16 protein-coding genes and 1 pseudogene are annotated in these 17,347 nt (G+C 71.0%); 10 read left to right on the top strand and 7 right to left on the bottom strand.

Annotation, left to right across the window (positions count from 1 at the left end):
* Positions 1–54 precede the first annotated feature (54 nt).
* The 3 genes and pseudogenes from BJ965_RS37290 to BJ965_RS37280 form a co-directional block, all read left to right on the top strand.
* The gene (locus BJ965_RS37290) at positions 55–1,431 is read left to right on the top strand and encodes a Fic family protein (RefSeq protein ID WP_184915982.1); all 1,377 of its coding nucleotides are present in this window, start codon (positions 55–57) and stop codon (positions 1,429–1,431) included.
* 69 nt (positions 1,432–1,500) lie between these two features.
* Positions 1,501–1,926 (top strand): DUF6003 family protein, encoded by a 426-nt coding sequence (locus BJ965_RS37285; protein ID WP_184915980.1) that lies wholly within the window; start codon positions 1,501–1,503, stop codon positions 1,924–1,926.
* A 264-nt stretch (positions 1,927–2,190) separates the two neighbouring features.
* Positions 2,191–2,418 (top strand): annotated as a pseudogene (locus BJ965_RS37280) (ABC transporter permease); the annotation flags it as partial.
* A gap of 34 nt (positions 2,419–2,452) precedes the next feature.
* Here the strand turns inward: BJ965_RS37280 and BJ965_RS37275 are convergent.
* The 3 genes from BJ965_RS37275 to BJ965_RS37265 form a co-directional block, all read right to left on the bottom strand.
* Positions 2,453–3,124 carry a hypothetical protein gene (locus BJ965_RS37275; protein ID WP_184915978.1) on the bottom strand — a complete coding sequence of 224 codons (672 nt, stop codon included), beginning with the start codon at positions 3,122–3,124 and terminating at the stop codon, positions 2,453–2,455.
* A 270-nt stretch (positions 3,125–3,394) separates the two neighbouring features.
* On the bottom strand, positions 3,395–4,600 hold the full coding sequence (locus BJ965_RS37270; protein WP_184915976.1) for a glycoside hydrolase family 64 protein: 1,206 nt from the start codon (positions 4,598–4,600) through the stop codon (positions 3,395–3,397).
* Between the two features lie 94 nt (positions 4,601–4,694).
* Positions 4,695–5,294: a DUF998 domain-containing protein gene (locus BJ965_RS37265; RefSeq protein ID WP_184915973.1), complete on the bottom strand. Its 600-nt coding sequence runs from the start codon at positions 5,292–5,294 to the stop codon at positions 4,695–4,697.
* A gap of 138 nt (positions 5,295–5,432) precedes the next feature.
* Between BJ965_RS37265 and BJ965_RS37260 the strand changes: the two genes are divergently transcribed.
* The 5 genes from BJ965_RS37260 to BJ965_RS37240 all read left to right on the top strand — a co-directional run bounded on the left by BJ965_RS37260 (position 5,433) and on the right by BJ965_RS37240 (position 9,911).
* Positions 5,433–6,431 carry an inorganic phosphate transporter gene (locus BJ965_RS37260; RefSeq protein WP_184915971.1) on the top strand — a complete coding sequence of 333 codons (999 nt, stop codon included), beginning with the start codon at positions 5,433–5,435 and terminating at the stop codon, positions 6,429–6,431.
* A gap of 18 nt (positions 6,432–6,449) precedes the next feature.
* Entirely contained in the window at positions 6,450–7,064 is a 615-nt protein-coding gene (locus tag BJ965_RS37255; protein WP_184915968.1) for a hypothetical protein, read from the top strand.
* 27 nt (positions 7,065–7,091) lie between these two features.
* Positions 7,092–7,916, top strand: coding sequence for a DUF817 domain-containing protein (locus BJ965_RS37250; RefSeq protein ID WP_184915964.1), 825 nt, complete (start codon positions 7,092–7,094; stop codon positions 7,914–7,916).
* A gap of 105 nt (positions 7,917–8,021) precedes the next feature.
* The gene (locus BJ965_RS37245; RefSeq protein ID WP_184915960.1) at positions 8,022–8,852 is read left to right on the top strand and encodes a PP2C family protein-serine/threonine phosphatase; all 831 of its coding nucleotides are present in this window, start codon (positions 8,022–8,024) and stop codon (positions 8,850–8,852) included.
* Between the two features lie 51 nt (positions 8,853–8,903).
* The gene (locus tag BJ965_RS37240; RefSeq protein ID WP_184915959.1) at positions 8,904–9,911 is read left to right on the top strand and encodes an MASE1 domain-containing protein; all 1,008 of its coding nucleotides are present in this window, start codon (positions 8,904–8,906) and stop codon (positions 9,909–9,911) included.
* Positions 9,912–9,991: 80 nt separating this feature from the next.
* On the opposite strand, the gene BJ965_RS37235 is transcribed toward BJ965_RS37240, so the two are convergent.
* From BJ965_RS37235 to BJ965_RS37225, 3 genes are all read right to left on the bottom strand, one after another.
* Positions 9,992–10,651 (bottom strand): YceI family protein, encoded by a 660-nt coding sequence (locus BJ965_RS37235; protein ID WP_184915956.1) that lies wholly within the window; start codon positions 10,649–10,651, stop codon positions 9,992–9,994.
* A 190-nt stretch (positions 10,652–10,841) separates the two neighbouring features.
* Positions 10,842–11,732, bottom strand: a complete 891-nt coding sequence (locus BJ965_RS37230; RefSeq protein WP_246546226.1) for a transferase — start codon at positions 11,730–11,732, stop codon at positions 10,842–10,844.
* The gene (locus BJ965_RS37225; RefSeq protein ID WP_184915953.1) at positions 11,729–12,994 is read right to left on the bottom strand and encodes a glycosyltransferase family 4 protein; all 1,266 of its coding nucleotides are present in this window, start codon (positions 12,992–12,994) and stop codon (positions 11,729–11,731) included. Before BJ965_RS37225 ends, BJ965_RS37230 begins: the two co-directional genes overlap by 4 nt.
* 217 nt (positions 12,995–13,211) lie before the next feature.
* On the opposite strand from BJ965_RS37225, the gene BJ965_RS37220 reads away from it, so the two are divergent.
* Both BJ965_RS37220 and BJ965_RS37215 read left to right on the top strand, forming a co-directional pair.
* Entirely contained in the window at positions 13,212–14,930 is a 1,719-nt protein-coding gene (locus BJ965_RS37220) for a VanW family protein (RefSeq protein ID WP_184915950.1), read from the top strand.
* A gap of 116 nt (positions 14,931–15,046) precedes the next feature.
* Complete coding sequence (locus BJ965_RS37215; protein WP_184915947.1) at positions 15,047–16,438, top strand: Tat pathway signal sequence domain protein; 1,392 nt, start codon at positions 15,047–15,049, stop codon at positions 16,436–16,438.
* Between the two features lie 46 nt (positions 16,439–16,484).
* Here BJ965_RS37215 and BJ965_RS37210 read toward each other — a convergent pair whose 3' ends face one another.
* Complete coding sequence (locus tag BJ965_RS37210) at positions 16,485–17,270, bottom strand: carbonic anhydrase (RefSeq protein WP_184915944.1); 786 nt, start codon at positions 17,268–17,270, stop codon at positions 16,485–16,487.
* Between the last annotated feature and the right edge of the window lie 77 nt (positions 17,271–17,347).

Here is a 17,347-nt window from a genome sequence, read left to right as displayed (position 1 = left end):
CGGCTCGGTGGTAATTCGCTTGATCGGGCCGGGTCGGACGCGGAAGCTTGCGCGGTGATACCTGAGCTGGCCCCTGGGTTTCTGAGTTGGGACGAGGTGGATCCGGCCCGCCACCCCTTCGACGCCGCGTCGGCAGCGCGGGTGGTCCGCTCGCTCGGGCCGGCCCGATGCGTGCCGCGCAGGCCGGACGTCCCCTTCGCCGATCCGGCGATGTGCGCCTGGAGCTGGGGCGAGGCACGGTTGTGGGCCGACGCCATGTCGCAGGCGCTGGTGGAGCATTACGGCCGTTGGGCTGCGGGCTTCCGATGGTCGCACGACGAAGGGGACTTCGGCGGAGGGCCCGTCGGACACTGGTGCTGCCCGCGCGATTCGATCACCACTCCCGAGGAGACGCTCACCCGGGTGGTCGCTGCGCTGTGCGAATGGCGCGCGTGGCTGGAGAGTCTCGCCGGATGGATCGACGCGTACCCGCTGGATCTGGAGACCGTCGAGGACGACCGGCTGCTGTGGGACCGCGCGGCCCGCAACCTGATCCTCCAGGTGACCGACCGCACCGGGTGCGGCAGTGGCTGGCACGGGCACTGCCACCAGGTGCTCACCTGGTTCCTCGACCGCTGGGCCGTCGCACCCGACGTCGCGGAGAAACTGGTCGAACAGGCGATCGGCGGGCGGTTCCTGAGCTGGACCGGCCCCGACGCCGCGCTGGTCGACGATGTCGCGGAGCGGCTCGCGGGGTCCCTGCGGCCGGCGGACCGGGCGCGGTCCGCCGAGCCGCTCCCGGACCACCTCGAGCGCTGGCTCGCGGTGCGCGAGAGCGTGACGTGGCAACCGGCCCCGGACAGCGGCGCGGAGGGGCCGGTGACCCCGCGCCAGGACGGCGTGGCCGAGGACATCCGCGGCTTCGACGGCGCCCTGGACCCGGCCCGGGCCGGCGGTCTGCTCACCGCCCTGGAACTGCTGCGGGATGACGCCGGGCGCGACGCCCGCCTGGACTTCGAGTTGCTGCAGCGCTGGCAGCGGCACGTCCTGGGCACCTCAGAGTTGCCGGCCCTGCGCAGCCGGCCCGCCTTCGCGAAGGGCGGCCGGGAACGCTATGGCATCGCCCCGGACATCCGTGCCCGCCTGGATGCCTGCCTGGCCGAAAGCGCATACGACGCAGCACGGCCACTCCCCCTGACCGCTCGCGCCGCACGTGCCTACCTCGACGTCTGTTTCTTCCACCCGTTCGACGACGGCAACGCCAGGTCCGCCTTCCTCGCGCTGATCTTCGTGCTGGCCCGTGAGGGCATCGCCCTCGACGGGGTCATCCTGCTGCGCCGTGTCTCCTTCCAGGCCGACGAGCCCAAGGACGCACTCGCCCTCGCCTCGTACATCGACACGCACATCACCGAGACCCGGCGCCGTGCCGTCTCCCCCGATCGAGTGCCATGAGCCCGGCGCTAATCCGGGCGCTGCGGGGTAATGGATGTCGACCAGCACCCTGTTGCGAAGGAGCCGAGGATGACCGACGACGCCTATTTGTTCCTGCTCGACGACGCCTCCGCGCAGCTCGGCGTGCCGCCGTCCGCCGTCGGTGAACTCGCGTGCATGGAGACCCCCGCGGTGCGCGCCTGGCTCGATGCCCAGGGAAGCACGCCGGCCTCACCTCACCTGCGCCTGCTCCCGCCGGAGGAGACGGCGGCCGTGCCCGAGGGAGCGGAACGACTGCCCGTCCCGCTGAGCGAGGAGGAGCTGGCCCGCCTCCGCCACCACCTGGTGCCGGAGCCGCTGGCCCGGGTCGAGGAGGAACTGCTCGCCTACCGTGACTGCGCCGGCGGGCGGGACGGCCTGATCGGACGCGCACTGGCTGCCGGGGTGGCACCCCACCGCATCGTCGAACTGACCGGGGTGGATCCCGCCACGGTGACCGCCGCCGCGAGCGGGTGACGCCGCCGCGGCCCCCTGCCCCGCGACCGTTCCGCATTCGGCCCCGCCGGGCGAGCACCACCCGGCGGGGCCGATCAGCGTGCCCTCCCACCGCCATGTGGCACCACGTGGTGCCACATGGCACCATCTCACGCCCCCATGAGCGTCACCAGGACGACGACGCCACCTTGCCTCAGGATGCCACCATCACGTTTATCCAGGCAGGAGGGCTCATCGCGAGGTCACGACCCGCAGGAGAGCCAGAGCGCCTGTGATGCCGCTGAGATCCTGCCGCTGTTGTCCAGCGCCTTCGTGCCGGTCGACGCGATGCCGGGCTGGTTCCGGCCGATCGCCGAGTACCAGCCCTTCACCCCGGCCATCGAGACCCTGCGCGGCCTGCTGCTGGGCACCGGGATCGGTCACGACGGATGGCTCGCCGTGGCCTGGTGTGTGGGGCTGGCCGCGCTCGGCTACCTCTGGTCCAAGTCGCTCTTCGACCGCGACCCGAAGTAGCCACGGCCGGCCCCACCGCCAACGCGGGGCCGGCTCAGCGGCTGCGGGTGAAGACCTTGTTCTCCGTGGACCCGCCGTCGCACAGCTTCTTCTCGTCCGCCGTCATCTTGCGGGACTTGACCACGACCGCACTGTGCTTGCCGTCGGTGCCGTTCGGCGCCGGACCGGTGACGGTGTCGGGCACGAACCAGTAGTAGTGGCCCCACTTGGGGTCGTCGTAGTGGGTCTGCCACGTGCCGGATATCTGCCGCATCACCTGGGCACGGGAGATCCAGCCCACTTCTCCCGGCTTCACGGACACGGTGAAGGAACTGGTCTCCGTGTGCGAGCTCTGCCAAGTGTAGTTGTACGTCGCGGTCACACTGGCGGTGATGATGCCCTCGATGCCGCCTCCCACGGTGACCGAGCCGCCCACCGAATGGGAGGAGCCCACGGTGTCGGCCCATGACATCGACTGGGAGGCGGGTGAATCGGTGCAGTTGAAGAGCAGTTCGGAAACCTGACGGGGCTCACCGAGGTAGGCCTTGCCGAGCTCGGGGGAATTGAAACTGCACTTCCCTTCGCCGGAAGCGCAGTCGGCCATGATCTGCTCCGCGGTGGGCTGTTCCTCGGCCGCGGCCGGCACGGCCGTCGCGATCACCCCGAGTGCGGTCGCCGTCAACGCGAGGGTGCGGCTGCCGTACCGCAGGGCGTGGTTCATCGTCATCGTTGGTGCCTCTCACCGTTCCGTGGGGGGAAAGTGACCACAATGCCCCTTGTTCCGGCAGGGGTTGTGGTCACCGCGTGATGCCCACGAGGCTCACGTAATCGGCAGCCCAACTACACCAAGACTTCGCAAAGTTGTATTTGATTCCGAAACTGATGAATGGCCAACTTCCCGCCTCGCACATCGTTTTGGGAGCAGCGCGCAGGTCAGTACGACAAAGCCGTCGGCACCTCGATCCGGTCGAGGTGCCGACGGCGTGCGGAAGGCCGGTCAGTTGAGCGGTTCGAGCGTAAGGTAGGCCTGGCGGGGGTTTCCGTCGTGGACGAGTGATTCATGGTGGCCGACGTCGTCGAAGGCGAAGGCGTACGCCTTCCCGTCCGCCATCTGGGTGTGGATCTTGCGGGCGTAGTGGTTGGTGACGTCGTCCTTGTAGAAGTCGGTCGCACCGGCGTCGGGCTGGTTGGGGTTGACCAGCAGTGTGGACCGGTTGAAGCCGGCGCACAGGGTGCGCGAGATCGGGCCGCGCACCTGGTCGTTGGGGGCGTCGAGCCTCCCGTGGCAGCCGAAGACGGAGGAGGCGTCCGGCTTCTGGAAGCTGGTGACGACGGCCCCGGCACTGTTGGTGAAGTTCATGACGCCACCGGAGACCCGGCCGAAGTACTTGGTGCCGGGCTGGTCGGCGAACGGGGTGACCGTCAGGGTCGAGGTGGAGTACTTCTGCCAGACGCGGTTGATGTAGTCGTCCATGACGGTGCCCGGCAGGGCACCGGTCTCCAGGCCGTACAGCGGTGACAGCGCGCGCAGTACGGTGCCGTCGGATCGGGTCTGGATCAGGTTCGCCCAGCCGCCCGGCTGACCCCTGAGGGCGTTGAAGAAGCCGTTGTATCCGCCGGGCTTGAGCCGGCCGGTGCTCGCGGTGCTGCCGTCGGCCCGCTGCACTCCCACCGCGTAGGGAGCGGAGAACATGTCGACCTGGGTGCTGTTGATCCACAGGCCCGAGTCGTTGAGCGTGTACTCCGACCAGTTGAAGAGGATGTTGCGGTTGGGGTCGGTCGGGTTCTGCACGGCGGGCTGGACCAGGCCTCCGGTGGTCAGCTTGAAGACCAGCTTCTGACCGTAGGAGAAGTACACGCGGCCGGAGAACTTGGGCATGCGGATCGTGGTCGACTGCCCTGCCGCCGGGCCCGGGATCGAGGCGTCGGGGGCGGGAGTCGGCGGATTACCACCCGCCGGCCAGGGGTGGAACGCGCCGCCCGCGTCGGCCCAGCCCTGCCGTCCGGTCGAGAGTTCCGTGCCGAGGTTGTAGATGTACAGCTGCTCGCCGCGGGCCGAATTGTTGGTGATTTTCAGAGGGATCGTCGCCGGCACGGCGGCAGCGGCCGGCGCACCCGTTCCGGTCGCCAGCAGGGAGCCGGCGAGGACCGTGGCGAGGGACAGCCCCGCGGCCGTGGCCCGGCGCCTGAGAGTTCGCAACACGCTCTTGCCTCCGTTCGACAGTTGGCCGAAATTCTGAGAGCGCTCTCAGCGTCACGCCTTGGTCCGTACCTGTCAACAGACACGCAGCGTTCGGTCAGTTCGGACACCCGTCGCGCAGGGATCCGCCCAGACAGGAGAGGACGACCACGAAGGGCCAGACCGACTGGAGGGTCGTCACGGCGCGCTCGGCCACGCCGGCCGCGCCATGGAGGTGCAACTCGATCAGGAACCAGGCCGCGCCGACCGCCATGACCGACGTGGCCCCCAGGGACGGGAGGGGGCGCAGGGCCCAGGGCGCGGCGGTACCGGCCCTGGCCGCCAGGACGGGCCATGCCGTGAGGACGGCGAAGCCCACGGTGGTCACGGAACCGTGACTCGGCGAGCCGCCGCTGCTCGGGGCCGGGACCATGGCCACGGTGAGTGCCGCCACACCGCCGGCCGCCAGGGCCATCCGCCCCGCGGTGGCGGCCGGGCGCAGGCCCCAGGCGGTCAGCAGGTGACAGAGACCCAATGCGATGAACGCCGCCGTCATCACCCAGGACCCGGAGTTTCCGGGAGCCGCAAGGACGCTGATCGTCTGGGCGGCGGGGTCGTAGGGCGAGCCCTGCAGGGACGCCGCCACCAGCCAGCCCATGCTCAGGAAGACCGGCGCGCACCCGGATGACACCAGCGCCCAGAGAGGAACAGATCGCATCAGGACACCGTAGAACGGCATGTCCGCGTCTCAGGGGTTCCCTCGAACCACCCGCCCCACGTGGCGTGCCGCACGGCCCGCTCCTCTCGTTGAGCGCACGATGGAACCGAGCGGCCGCGCGTCGAAAGGTGATCAGGCATGGAGCTCACTCTCGTGGTGCTGATCATCATCGTGGGGCTCACCTTCGACTTCACCAACGGCTTCCACGACGCCGCGAACGCGATCGCCACCTCCATCTCCACCAGAGCCCTGACGCCACGCGTGGCACTGGCCATGGCGGCGGTGATGAACTTCTGCGGCGCCTTCCTGGGTACCGGCGTCGCCCAGACCGTCGGCAGCGGCATCATCGGGGCGCCCGAGGCGACCTCAGGGCTGTTGCTCGTCCTGTGCGCGCTCCTCGGCGCCATCGGGTGGAACGTCTTCACCTGGTGGCGGGGGCTGCCCACCTCGTCCTCGCACGCCCTGATCGGCGGGCTGGTCGGTGCCGCACTCGCCGCGTCCGCCACGGTGCACTGGTCGGGGATCCTGGACAAGGTCATCCTGCCGATGCTGCTGTCCCCGCTGGTGGGCATGGCCCTCGGGTACCTGTTGCACACGGGCATCCTGTGGGTGTTCCGCCGTTCGACACCCCGGCGCGTGGTGCGGCGCTTCCGTTTGGCGCAGACCGTCTCCGCCGCCGCCATGGCACTGGGGCACGGGTTGCAGGACGCGCAGAAGACCATGGGTGTCATCGTGCTGGCGCTGGTCACGGCCGGCTGGCAGGACGACTTCTCCGTGCCGGTGTGGGTGATCGCCGCCGTGGCGGCCGCCATGGCCGCCGGCACGTACACCGGCGGGCGGCGCATCATCACCACCTTGGGGCGGCGCATCGTGCACCTCGATCCGCCGCGCGGGTTCGCCGCCGAGACCGCTGCCGCGGCCGTCCTCTACACGACCGCGTTCCTGGTGAAGGCGCCGATCTCCACCACGCAGACAATCACCGCGGCCATTCTGGGCGCCGGTGCCACCCGGCGCTTCTCCGACGTACGCTGGCAGGTGGCTCGTTCGATCGGTACCGCCTGGATCCTCACGTTCCCCGGCGCGGGGATCCCGGCGGCGGCGCTCTATCTCCTGCTGCACGCCGCCACCGGTCTGTGATCACAGCCGGAGGCGTCCATGACCGCTCTTCCCGGCCGCGGGGCGTCCGTGGAGTCCCCCGCCGGAGTCCCGGACGGCCTTCCGGTGCCCGGGCGTTTCGCCCATCTGCACCCGGACGACGGCGCCTGTCTGATGGAGGCCGCCGCTCTGCTGTCCTGCGGCCGCTTCACCGACAGTCCGGCCGGCACGCATCCGGCGCTCGCGGCCTTGGCCCGGGTGGTCAACGACAGCGTCGGTGACGACGCCCGGCACGCCCTGTGGCCGCTGGCCGCCGACCTCGCCGACGCCCGCCCCGCGGGCCGTGACTCCGCGCCGCTGCTCGTCGGCGCGGTCGTGGACGCGGCACGCCTGGTGCGTCCCGCGTCACGGCGGCTGGCGCGGCACGGCCGTGCGTGCCGCGGGAGGGCGCAGAAACTCGCCCACACGCCCGCGGCCGGCCCGGCGGCCAGGATCACCGATCTGCTGTGGTGGCGTGGGCCGGGGCGCCGTCACCTCGAGCAGGCGCTCGGCGTGCTGTGCGGCGCCCCGGACGCCGATCAGCGGCTGTCGGGGTTGTTGCGGGAGGCCGTGGCCCAGGCGCGGGACGGGACGGACGGCGGGGCTCCGAGCAGGGAGTTTCGCTGCAACCGTTGAGCGGACGGGGTCGTCCTACAGGGCACCATGATCCCTGCCAGCCTCACCGGCCCCCTGGCCACACCGATTCGCCAGCTGCTCGCGTTCGCCTGGACACAGACGCGGGCCTGCGCCTTCGCCATCGCCCTGCTGTCCGGCGTGGCCGTCTCCACGCTGCTGCCCGACCTGCCCGTGGCGCGCTACGACCTGCTGGTCGTCTACGGTGTGCTGCTCACGCTGGTGTTCTGGGCCCGCGGCTGGGAGAACGGCCGGGACGTCGCCGTCATCGCGGTCTGCCATGCCATCGGCCTCGCCTTCGAGCTGGTGAAGGTGTCGCTCGGTTCCTGGAGCTATCCGGAGCCGGCCGTACTGAAGTTCGCGGGCGTCCCGTTGTACGGCGGGTTCCTGTACGCGGCCGTGGGCAGCTACGTCTGCCGGGCCTGGCACCTGTTCGATCTCGGGCTCGTGCGCTACCGGCCGCGCGCGACGGCTTTGGTCGCCGCCGCCATATACGTCAACTTCTTCAGCCACCACTGGCTGCCCGACGCGCGCTGGGTGCTGGCCGGGCTGCTCGGGGTCGTCACGCTCGGAACGTCGGTGCGGTTCACGGTGCGAGGGGTGCGCCGGCGGATGCCGCTGGCGCTGTCGTTCACGCTGATCGGGTTCTTCCTGTGGGTGGCGGAGAACCTGGCGACCCTGGCCGGCGCCTGGCGCTACCCGTATCAGGAGCACGGCTGGGAGCCGGTGGGCGTGGAGAAGTTCGGGGCCTGGGCACTGCTGATCAGCGTGACGTTCGTACTGGCGTCGGTGGGGCGTCGTACGGATTCCGCGGAGGAGCGTGAGGGCGGCGGCGAGAACCTCCGAGGAGCGTGAAGTCGTCGCGGATGCCTTCGCCTGAGTATCATCCTATGGACGTAAATCGGGTGATGTGACCTCGCGGGTCGTCACCTACCGTGGCCATCCTCGCCGGAGTGATCCATGTCCCGCACCGGCACGACGGACGACGGCGACGAGCTGCTGACCAGGCTCGGGGCCCTGACGGCTCAGGCGCGTGCGCAGGCCGAGATGCAGCGGTCCCGGGTCGAACTGGCGATCGCGCTGCAGCGCGGCATGCTGCCGCGTGACCTGCCCCTCGCCCGCCGTCTGCATCTGGCCGTGCGGTACACGCCCGCGTGCCACGGCCTCAACGTGGGCGGCGACTGGTACGACGCCTTCACGCTGGGCGACGGCCGGATCGGACTGTCCATCGGCGACGTCCAGGGCCACAACATCGAGGCCGCCGCCTTCATGGGGCAGGTGCGCGCCGCGATGCGGGCGCTGGCCTCGGTCACCAGCGAGCCGGGTGAAGTACTGGCCCGGACCAACGATCTGCTGCTGTCCCTCAGCTCCGACCTGTTCGCCACCTGCACGTTCATGCGGCTCGACCCGTGCGCCGGCGTACTGGAGAGCGCCCGGGCCGGGCATCTGCCCTGTGTCTGGGCCACGGCCGACGGGAAGTCCGGTCTCGCCGAGGACGAGGGCGGGCCGCCCCTCGGCGTACAGGCGGGTACGGCGTACCCGGTCACCCGCTACGAGCTCACCACGGGCAGCATGTTCGTGCTGCTCACGGACGGTGTGGTGGAGGGGCCGTCGATGCGGCTGGAGGAGGGCCTCGACCAGGTGGCGCGGCTCGCGGGCATCGCCGCGGTGGCGGGCATGGACGTCGACGCGCTCGCGGCCGCCGTGATCAAGGGGGCCGAGCGCGTGGGGCACGACGACGACGCGGCCGTCCTGGTGGTCGGCCTCGACGGGCCGGACGCTCAGCCATAGGGCCGCAGGACGCCCGCTCCCGCCTCGCCGACGCGGCGGCCCCGGTGTCTCATGGCTGCTGTGGTGGGTAGCCAGGATCCGCGTACGCCGGTCGTCGTCGCTCTGCAGACGCTGGCCGTCGCCGCCTGCTACTACGGCTCGGCCCAGCTGGGACTGCTGCGGGAGCTGGTCGTCGAGGGCGCGGTCGTCACCCCCATCTGGCCGCCGACCGGGGTCGCGGTCGCCTGCCTGCTGCTCTTCGGACTGCGCTGCTGGCCCGGGATCGCCCTGGGCGCCTTCTTCGTCATCCTGTCCCTCACCGCCCTGACGCCCTCGGCCCTGGCTGTCCTGGCTGGCAACACTGCCGCACCCGTCGCCGGATACCTGCTGCTGCGCCGAGCCGGCTTCCGGAACGATCTCGCGCGGCTGCGGGACGGTCTCGCCCTGGTGTTCCTGGGCGCGCTCACCGCCATGCTGATCAGCTCGACCACCGGCGCCGGCATCCTGATCGCCACGGACAGGCTCGAATGGCCCGGCTTCTGGGCGGTCTGGCTCGCCTGGTGGGTCGGTGACGCGATGGGCGTGCTCATCGTGACGCCGGTGCTGCTCCTGCTGGCCCGCGTGCGGCTGCCGCTGCCCGTGTCGCGCTGGAAGGAGGCCGCGGTGCTCGCGGTCATCGCCTGCTGCCTCGTGCCGCTGGCCGCGCGCAGCTCGGTCAGTCTGCTGTTCCTCGTCTACCCCCTGCTGATCTGGGCGGCTCTGCGGTTCCAGCTGGCCGGCAGCCTGACATGCGCCCTGTTCGCCTCGGTCATGACCACGGTGGCGGCGACCGACCGGGTGGGGCCGTTCGAACGGCTCAGCCGCGTCGAGGTGATGATGAAGCTGCAGGCCTTCAACGGGGCGATGGCGCTCACCGCCCTGATCCTGTCCGCCGTGATCACCGAGCAGGTCTACACACGGCGTTCCGTGGAGCGCGCCTGCCAGGAACTGGTCGAGGTCCTGGAGCACCTCACGGCGGGCGAGGCCGACGGCCGGGCACCCCTGGAGGACCGCGGGCTCGGTCGACGGCAGGAGGAGTGACGGCCCGGAGAAGGGTGCCCCGGCCACGTACAGGGTCGTGGCCGGGCCCGACGCCGGGGTCGTGAAACGCCCTGGGGCGGTCAGCCGCCCGACGGTGGCGTGCGGATGGCAGCGATGTCGAGCTGCAGGCGCACCTTCTCGCTGACCATCGCACCGCCCTCGGCGAGCCTGCTGTTGTACGTCAGGCCCCAGTCCGACCGGTTGATGGTGGTGGTGCCGTCGAAGCCGACCCGGTCATAGCCGAACGGGTCGGTGACATTACCGATGTAGGTCATGTCGAGTACCACGGGGCGGGAGACGCCTTTGATGGTCAGCTCGCCCGACATGCTGAACAGGTCGGCGCCCTTCTGCTCCACCGCCGTGCTCGTGAAGCGCATCCGCGGATAGGCGGCGGCGTCGAGGAAGTCACGGCCGACCAAGTGGGCGTCGCGTTGTTCCACCCCGGTGTCGACGCTGGCGGTGAACAGAGTGATGTCGGCCCGTGACCGTGCGGGGTCGTGCGCGTCGAAGTAGAGGCGGCTTTCGTACTCCAGGAAACAACCGCGCACGGTGGTCACCATGGCGTGCCGGACGGAGAAGCCGATCCTGCTGTGCGCGGGGTCGACGACCCATTCGCCGGACAGGTCGGCCAGGTTGGGGTCCGGCAGCACGGCAGTGGAGGATGCCGGTGCGCCGTGGGGGCGCTGTGGGGGGAGCGGTGCCTGCCGGCGGGACGGCACCACGCGGTTGAACAGGTTCATGATTCATCTAGGTACTTGAGTTTGGTTATAGCCGCAAGTCCCCTCCCGATTTGCGGCTGTTGAGAACGAGCCGGTGACCCTTTATGCCGCCGCTTTGCACAGAATCCACACATGGCTGTAGCGGCGCACCACCGGAACGACCATCCGAAACTCCCGGAATTTTCATTTCGGGCATTTCGGCGAATCGGTCTTACGTCACCTCAATCGCGAGGTCGTTGTCGACGGTGTAGTAGGGGCGGAATGTGGATCCGTCCGCCTCGATCGCCGGGTAGACGTGCACGTGCTTGCGGTCCGCCACGTCGTCGAGCAGCCGGGCGACCCTGATCGGCTGTGCCCCGGCGACGGGACGGACGAAGACGTCCCAGATCCGGCCCGCTCCCCCGCCGTCCGCCGTCAGGTCCCCGGGGCCGGCCGTGAAGGAGAAGCCCCTGCCGTCGTCGTCGGCCCGGGGGCGCAGGATTCGCACGGTGTCGGTGCCTCGCAGGCGCAGCCGCACGGTGGCGTCCTCGTCGAGCTCGGCGCCGTGCAGGCGTGCCGTGACCGTCAGGGCCCGGTCCTCGACGCCGATGGCGCGCGTCTCGGCGTGGGCGGTGCGCCGCCATGCCCTCAGGGCGAGGAAGCCGTCCCTGGTGGCGTACGGGATCCTGACCGCGACCGGCGAGGGGCGCTCGCGCAGGTGACCGTCGACGAGGGTGCGCAGGTCCCGCAGGCCGGGGCGCACCCGCAGACGTTCGGCTCCGGGTTCCGGCAGCAGGTACACGTCCCAGCGGCCCTCGTCGAGGACCGGGAGCGGTTCCAGGACAGCGTGCCGGTGGCCGTCGGCCCGGTCGGACTCCAGGTCGAGGACGTGCGGGGTCGTCTCGGGACGGCCCTTCTTGGGGCGCAGGCGCAGCAGCAGCCGAGGGTGGGGGGTGGTGGCGGGCGGGAGGCGGAAGGTGATCCGGCCGTCCGTGTCGATCGCGCAGTGGGCGCGCGGGTGGGTGTCGCGGGTGTCGTTCCGCGAGCTCGTCACCGTGCCCTTGGGCGTTCCGGCAGCCGTGCGCTCGTGTGTACTGGTCATCTCGTCCTCCGGCGTGCTCATCGGCGTCCCTTCCGTATCGATCGCAGTACGCCGGAGGCGGCGGCGTGGGCGGCGTCGCGGACGGCGTGGCCCCGGCCGGCCAGGGCGCTCCGGGTGCCGTGGCCCCGCGGGGTGGCGCGGCGGGGCGTGTCCCTGGCCGCGGCTGCCGTCTCCAGGAGACGTTCGGCCTGGGCGACCACGGGGCCGGGGGCGAAGCGGCGCGCGTTGTCCAGGGCGGCTCGGCTCATGCGGCGGCGGCGCTCGTCGTCGCCGACGAGTTCCAGCAGGGCGGCGGCGAGCGCGTCACGGTCCCCGACCGGTACGAGCCGGCCGTCGGTCCCGTCCTGGATGATCTCGCCGGGGCCGTAGGGGCAGTCGGTGCTGACGACGGGGAGTCCGCAGCGCATGGCCTCGACGATGGTCATGCCGAACGGTTCGAAGTTGGACGCGGCGGCACCGATCGAGCCCTTGGCCCATTCGGCCTCCATGGGGGTGGCGGCCCCCATCAGGAACACGTTGTTCCACAGCCCGAGCCGCTCGATGAGCTCCCGCAGCCTGGGCTGTTCCTCGCCCTTGCCGTAGATGCGCAGCTGCCAGTCCGGGTGCACGGCGGCGACCGGGGCGAACGCCTCGATCAGGAGGTCGTAGCGCTTGACCGGGACCAGCCGGCCCGCGGCGATCACCACCTTGGCGGTGCTGTCGGCGGGCGGCAGGGCGGGGTCGGGAACGCTGTTGGGGAGGGCCTCCACATGGACGCCGGGCAGCCACATCGTGCGCCGGTAGGCGGCGGCGTCCGCCTCCGTCACGGTGGTGATCACGTCGAGGCGGCGGTAGGCGCGGCGCAGGGCCGTGCGCAGCCGCGGCGAGTGGTTGTCGAGCGTGAGGTGCTCCTGGCCGACGCGCAGCACGTGCTGCGGGGCCTGGCGGGCGATGTGCACGTTGAGGCCCGGGCGGGTGCCGATGACGACGTCGGCGTCGAGCGCCGCGAGGCACTCCCCGATGCGCTGGTCGGTCAGCTCGCTGTACTGGTGGTGGCGGTACTCGGCGGGCGGGAACACCTTCGCCGGTCTCTGGTGCAGCGGATGATCCGCCTCTTTGCGCAGATCCACCAGGGCCCGCAGCCGCACCCGCGGATCGAGCACGAGGTTGGGGTGCTCGCGGTGCCGTAAGGCGGAGACGACCTCCACGTCGTGCCGCTCGGCCAGGGCTCCGGCCAGGTTGAACGTGGTGGTGATCGTGCCTCCGATCCCGTAGGCGTTGTGAATCAGGAAAGAGATCTTCATGGTGGCCTAGACCGTGTCAACGCCCCGTTCGTTGTTCGCCGTTACCACTCTGTGGCCGGGTCCGGCGGGAGGGCCGGTTTCGCCGATTCCGGAATGATCTCGGACATAAGTGGTCTGGGCCATATCGGTTTGCCCCCGATGTGTGGATAGCTGGATGTGTTTGCCCGCAGCAGCGTCGCGTCACGGGTGCACCCTCGTATCGATCCTCAGGAGACCCATGCGCCCCCGTACAGCCTCCGTCCCGCGCATCACCTCCCTCCCGCCCCTCGCCCTGGCCGGCGGCGCGCTGGCCGTGGGGGTGGGCGGTCTGTATCTCGCCGGGCTGGTCCTCACGGGCGGCCACATCGACTCCGGTACGACCGTGCGCGGGGTGGAGATCGGGGGGCTGAGCCGCGCGGAGGCGGTGCGGAAGCTGGAACGGGAGCTCGGGGCGGCCGGCGCCCGGGAGCTGCCCGTGAAGGTCGGTGACCGCACCGGCAGCGTCGATCCGCAGCGCGCGGGCCTCTCCTACGACGTCCAGGAGACCGTCGACCGCGCCGCGCGCACCGGCGCCGATCCGCTCAGCGTGTTCGGCGGACTCTTCCGCTCGGGCGGCGACATCGAACCCGTCGTCGACCTCGACGAGGGCAAGGCCCGCGCCGCCCTGGGAGAGCTGGCGAAAGGGCTCGACCAGAAGGTCAGGGACGGCGCCGTCGCGTTCGACGACGGGCATGTGAAGACCGTCGCACCGCGGACGGGGTACGCGCTGGACGTGAACGCCGCGGTCGGGCCCCTGCGCGACTCCTTCCTGCGCGGCCGCACCGGGACCGCCGCTCCCCTGCCCACCCGTCAGACCCGGCCGAAGGTCACCGCCGACCAGGTGCGGCAGGCGGTGCGCGGCTTCGCGGAGCCGGCCATGTCGGGCCCCGTCACGCTCACCGCCGCCGGCAAGCGGTTCACGGTCGGCCAGGAGGCCCTGGGCGATCATCTGACCATGCGGCCGGACGGCAGCGGCGCACTGAGACCGGAGCTCGACGCGAAGGGCCTGCGCACCGAAGCCGCCGTGGCCGGCCCGCTGGACGACATCACCACGACCGCCGAGAACGCGAAGCTGCGGCCGGAAGGCGACAAGGCCGTGGTGATCGAGGACGCCACGGTGGGACAGACGGTCAGTGACAAGGCGCTCCGCAAGGCCGTGCTGCCGCTGCTCACCAAGTCGGGCGCCGACCGCGGCGGCGAGGTGGAGGTGCGCCGGACCCAGCCGGAGGTGACCCGCGAGAACGCCGCGGAGCTGGGGCTGACGGAGAAGATGTCCTCCTTCACCGTCAACTTCGAACCGGCCGAGTACCGCACGAAGAACATCGGCCGGGCCGTGGAACTCATCAACGGCTCCGTCGTGGATCCGGGCGAGACCTGGAGCTTCAACCGGACCGTCGGTGAGCGCACCGAGGCCAACGGCTTCATGGACGGCATCATCATCCTCGACGACAAGTTCCAGAAGGCGTCCGGCGGTGGCGTCTCGTCCGTGGCGACGACCCTGTACAACGCGCTGTTCTTCGCCGGGGTCAAGCCCGTGGAGCACGGGGCGCACTCGTTCTACATCGAGCGCTACCCGGAGGGCCGCGAGGCGACGGTCGCCTGGGGCAGTCTGGACCTGCGGTTCACCAACGACTCCGGCAAGGCGATCTACATCCAGGCCGAGTCCACGGACACCTCCGTCACCGTCTCCTTCCTCGGCACCCGCAGGTACGACGAGATCAAGTCGGTCACGGGTCCGCGCGAGAACGTGACGAAGCCGGGGAAGAAGGTGAGCGACGACAAGGAGTGCGTGCCGCAGACGCCGCTCGAAGGGTTCGACGTCACCGTGGAGCGGGTGTTCTACGAGGACGGCCGGGAAGTGAAGCGGGAGCCGTACCGCACGCACTACACGCCGCGTGACGAGATCGTCTGCCAGTGATCCATTCCTCGTTCACCTTCCCCGGCAACTCTCCCTTTCGACCGGAGCGTTGACCCCACCCCGGAGCGCCAGCACAATGAGCGGCCACTGATTGAGAGCGCTCTCAAGGGAGATCCATGACTGGCAGACAAGGCCCGGCCCTCAGCCGGCGTTCGCTCATCGGTGCCGGACTCGGCATCAGTGCCGCGGCGCTCACCGCCGCAGGCACGGGCCAGGCCCTCGCAGCCGGCTCCGCCGGTGCGCGCCCCTCCTCGGGCCCGGCCCGGGGGCACGCCTTCCTCGCCGCCGCCATGGACGCCTACCCCGACCAGGGCCGCATCCGCCTGACACAGAGCTACACCGACCAGGCCGGACTGTTCAGCACCGCGTTCACCTATGACAACGCCCTCGCGATCCTGGCCCACCTCGCGGCCCGGACCCCGGCCGGTCTGGCCCGGGCCAAGGCCCTGGGCGACGCCCTGCTCTACGCCCAGGACCACGACCCCACCCACGACGACGGCAGGCTCCGGCAGGCCTACAACACCGGGCCGTACACCTTCTACGACGGCTCGCTCCAGCCCGACGGCTTCGTACGGGCGGACGGCACCGCCAACGTCGGGACCCAGTTCGGCTTCACCGGCACGGCCGTGGGCGACATGGCCTGGGCGGGCATCGCGCTCAGCGCCCTCGCCCGCCGCACCGGGGCGCGCCGCTTCCTCACCGGGGCTGTCCGGATCGGCGCGTGGATCGAGCGGACCGGCCGGACCGACGAGCCGCTCGGCGGCTACAAGTTCGGGGTCGACGGGGCGAACCAGAGGCTGCCGTTCACCTCGACCGAGCACAACACCGACCTGGTCTGTCTTTTCGGGCGGCTCGCCCTGCTCACCGGCGACCGGGTGTGGCGGGAGCGGCGAGCCCGGGCCGAGGCGTTCGTGAAGCGGATGTGGGAGCCGTCGGGGGGCTTCTTCCACACCGGCACGAACGACGGCGTGACGGTCAACAAGTCCCCGATTCCCGAAGACACGCAGACCTGGACGCACCTCGCGCTGGAGTCACGCCGCCACTCCCGCTCCCTGGACTGGGCGGTGACGGAGCTGGCCGTCCTGGATCACTCCGGGCGCACCAACAGTACGGTGCCCGCGGGGCAGTCGTACGAAGGCGTCACGTTCAGCTCGGTGAGCCTGCTCGCGAACGAGGACGCGCCGATCGCCGACGGCCAGCCCAAGCCCGACCGCAACGGCGTGTGGTTCGAGGGGACGGCACATCTCGCGCTCGCCCTGCGCGACCGCGGGGCCCGCGGTGACGAGACACGCGCACGGCGACTGCTCGCCTCGATCGAGCAGGCCCAGGCCCTGCTGGGCGGCACACAGACCGTCGGAGGCAAGGCACTGCCCGAGCGCAGCGGGGTGGTGTCCGCGAGCAGTCCGCTGGACACGGGGTTCGGCTTCGGCTATTACCCCTACCGGCACACCGGGGCGACCGCCTGGTACTTGATGGCCGCGGCCCGCTTCAATCCGCTCCGGGTGTGACGGGATGGCCCGGTCCGCTGCCGCGTGCGGCGGACCGGGCGGGGTCTCAGGCGAGGCGGTTCACGGCCTGGGTCGTCAGTTCGTAGCGGGCACCGACGATCGCCAGCCTGCCGGTGCCGATCCTGGCGGCGAGTTCGGGTTCCGCGGCCAGCCGGGAGCGTACGAGCCGGACGTTGGCGCTCACGGTCGCGTCGATCCTGGCGTCACCCTCCTGGCCGTGGTCTATGGCCGGGCCTATCTGGTCGACCAGGTACTGCATGTGGGCGGGCAGGCGCTCCCCCGACTGCTCCGCCGCCACGGCGGCCCGCACCGCGCCGCACGACTGGTGGCCGAGGACGACGACCAGCGGTATGGCGAGTTCCAGGACGCCGTAGGCGACGCTGCCGAGCACGGCTTCGTCCAGCACCTCACCGGCGGTGCGCACGGTCATCAGGTCCCCCAGGCCCTGGTCGAAGACCAGCTCCGGGGGCACGCGCGAGTCGATGCAGCCGAGCACGAGCGCGAAGGGGTGCTGGGAGGTGGCCAGCGTCCGCCGGACGGCGGGGTTCTCGTGCGGGTGGCGTTCCCGGTAGGTGCGCCAGCGGCGGTTGCCCGCGGCCAGCTCCCTCAGGGCCTCGTCCGGGGTGCCGGGTCGCGGCGCCGCGGGGCCGGGAGTGGTGGGGGCGGCGGTGGCCGTGCCGGTGGCACCGAGGCCCGCGCCGAGGGTCGCGGCCCCGGTCAGCGCGGTGCGCAGCAGGGTGCGGCGGGCGGTGCCGTCGGTGGTCGGCCGTGCACCGGCGAAGGGGTGCGGTTCGGGGCCGGTGCCTCTGTGGGAGGTGGCATGTGAGTTCACGGCCAGAACGTATGCCCGAATGCGCGGCCGTCCGGGATCCTTGCCGTTTCATGGCGAGAGTTGGGTAAGTGATGTTC

Origin of the sequence: Streptomyces luteogriseus, assembly GCF_014205055.1 — a bacterium.
GTDB lineage: Bacteria > Actinomycetota > Actinomycetes > Streptomycetales > Streptomycetaceae > Streptomyces > Streptomyces luteogriseus.
This window is presented reverse-complemented; position numbering and strand designations above follow the sequence as displayed.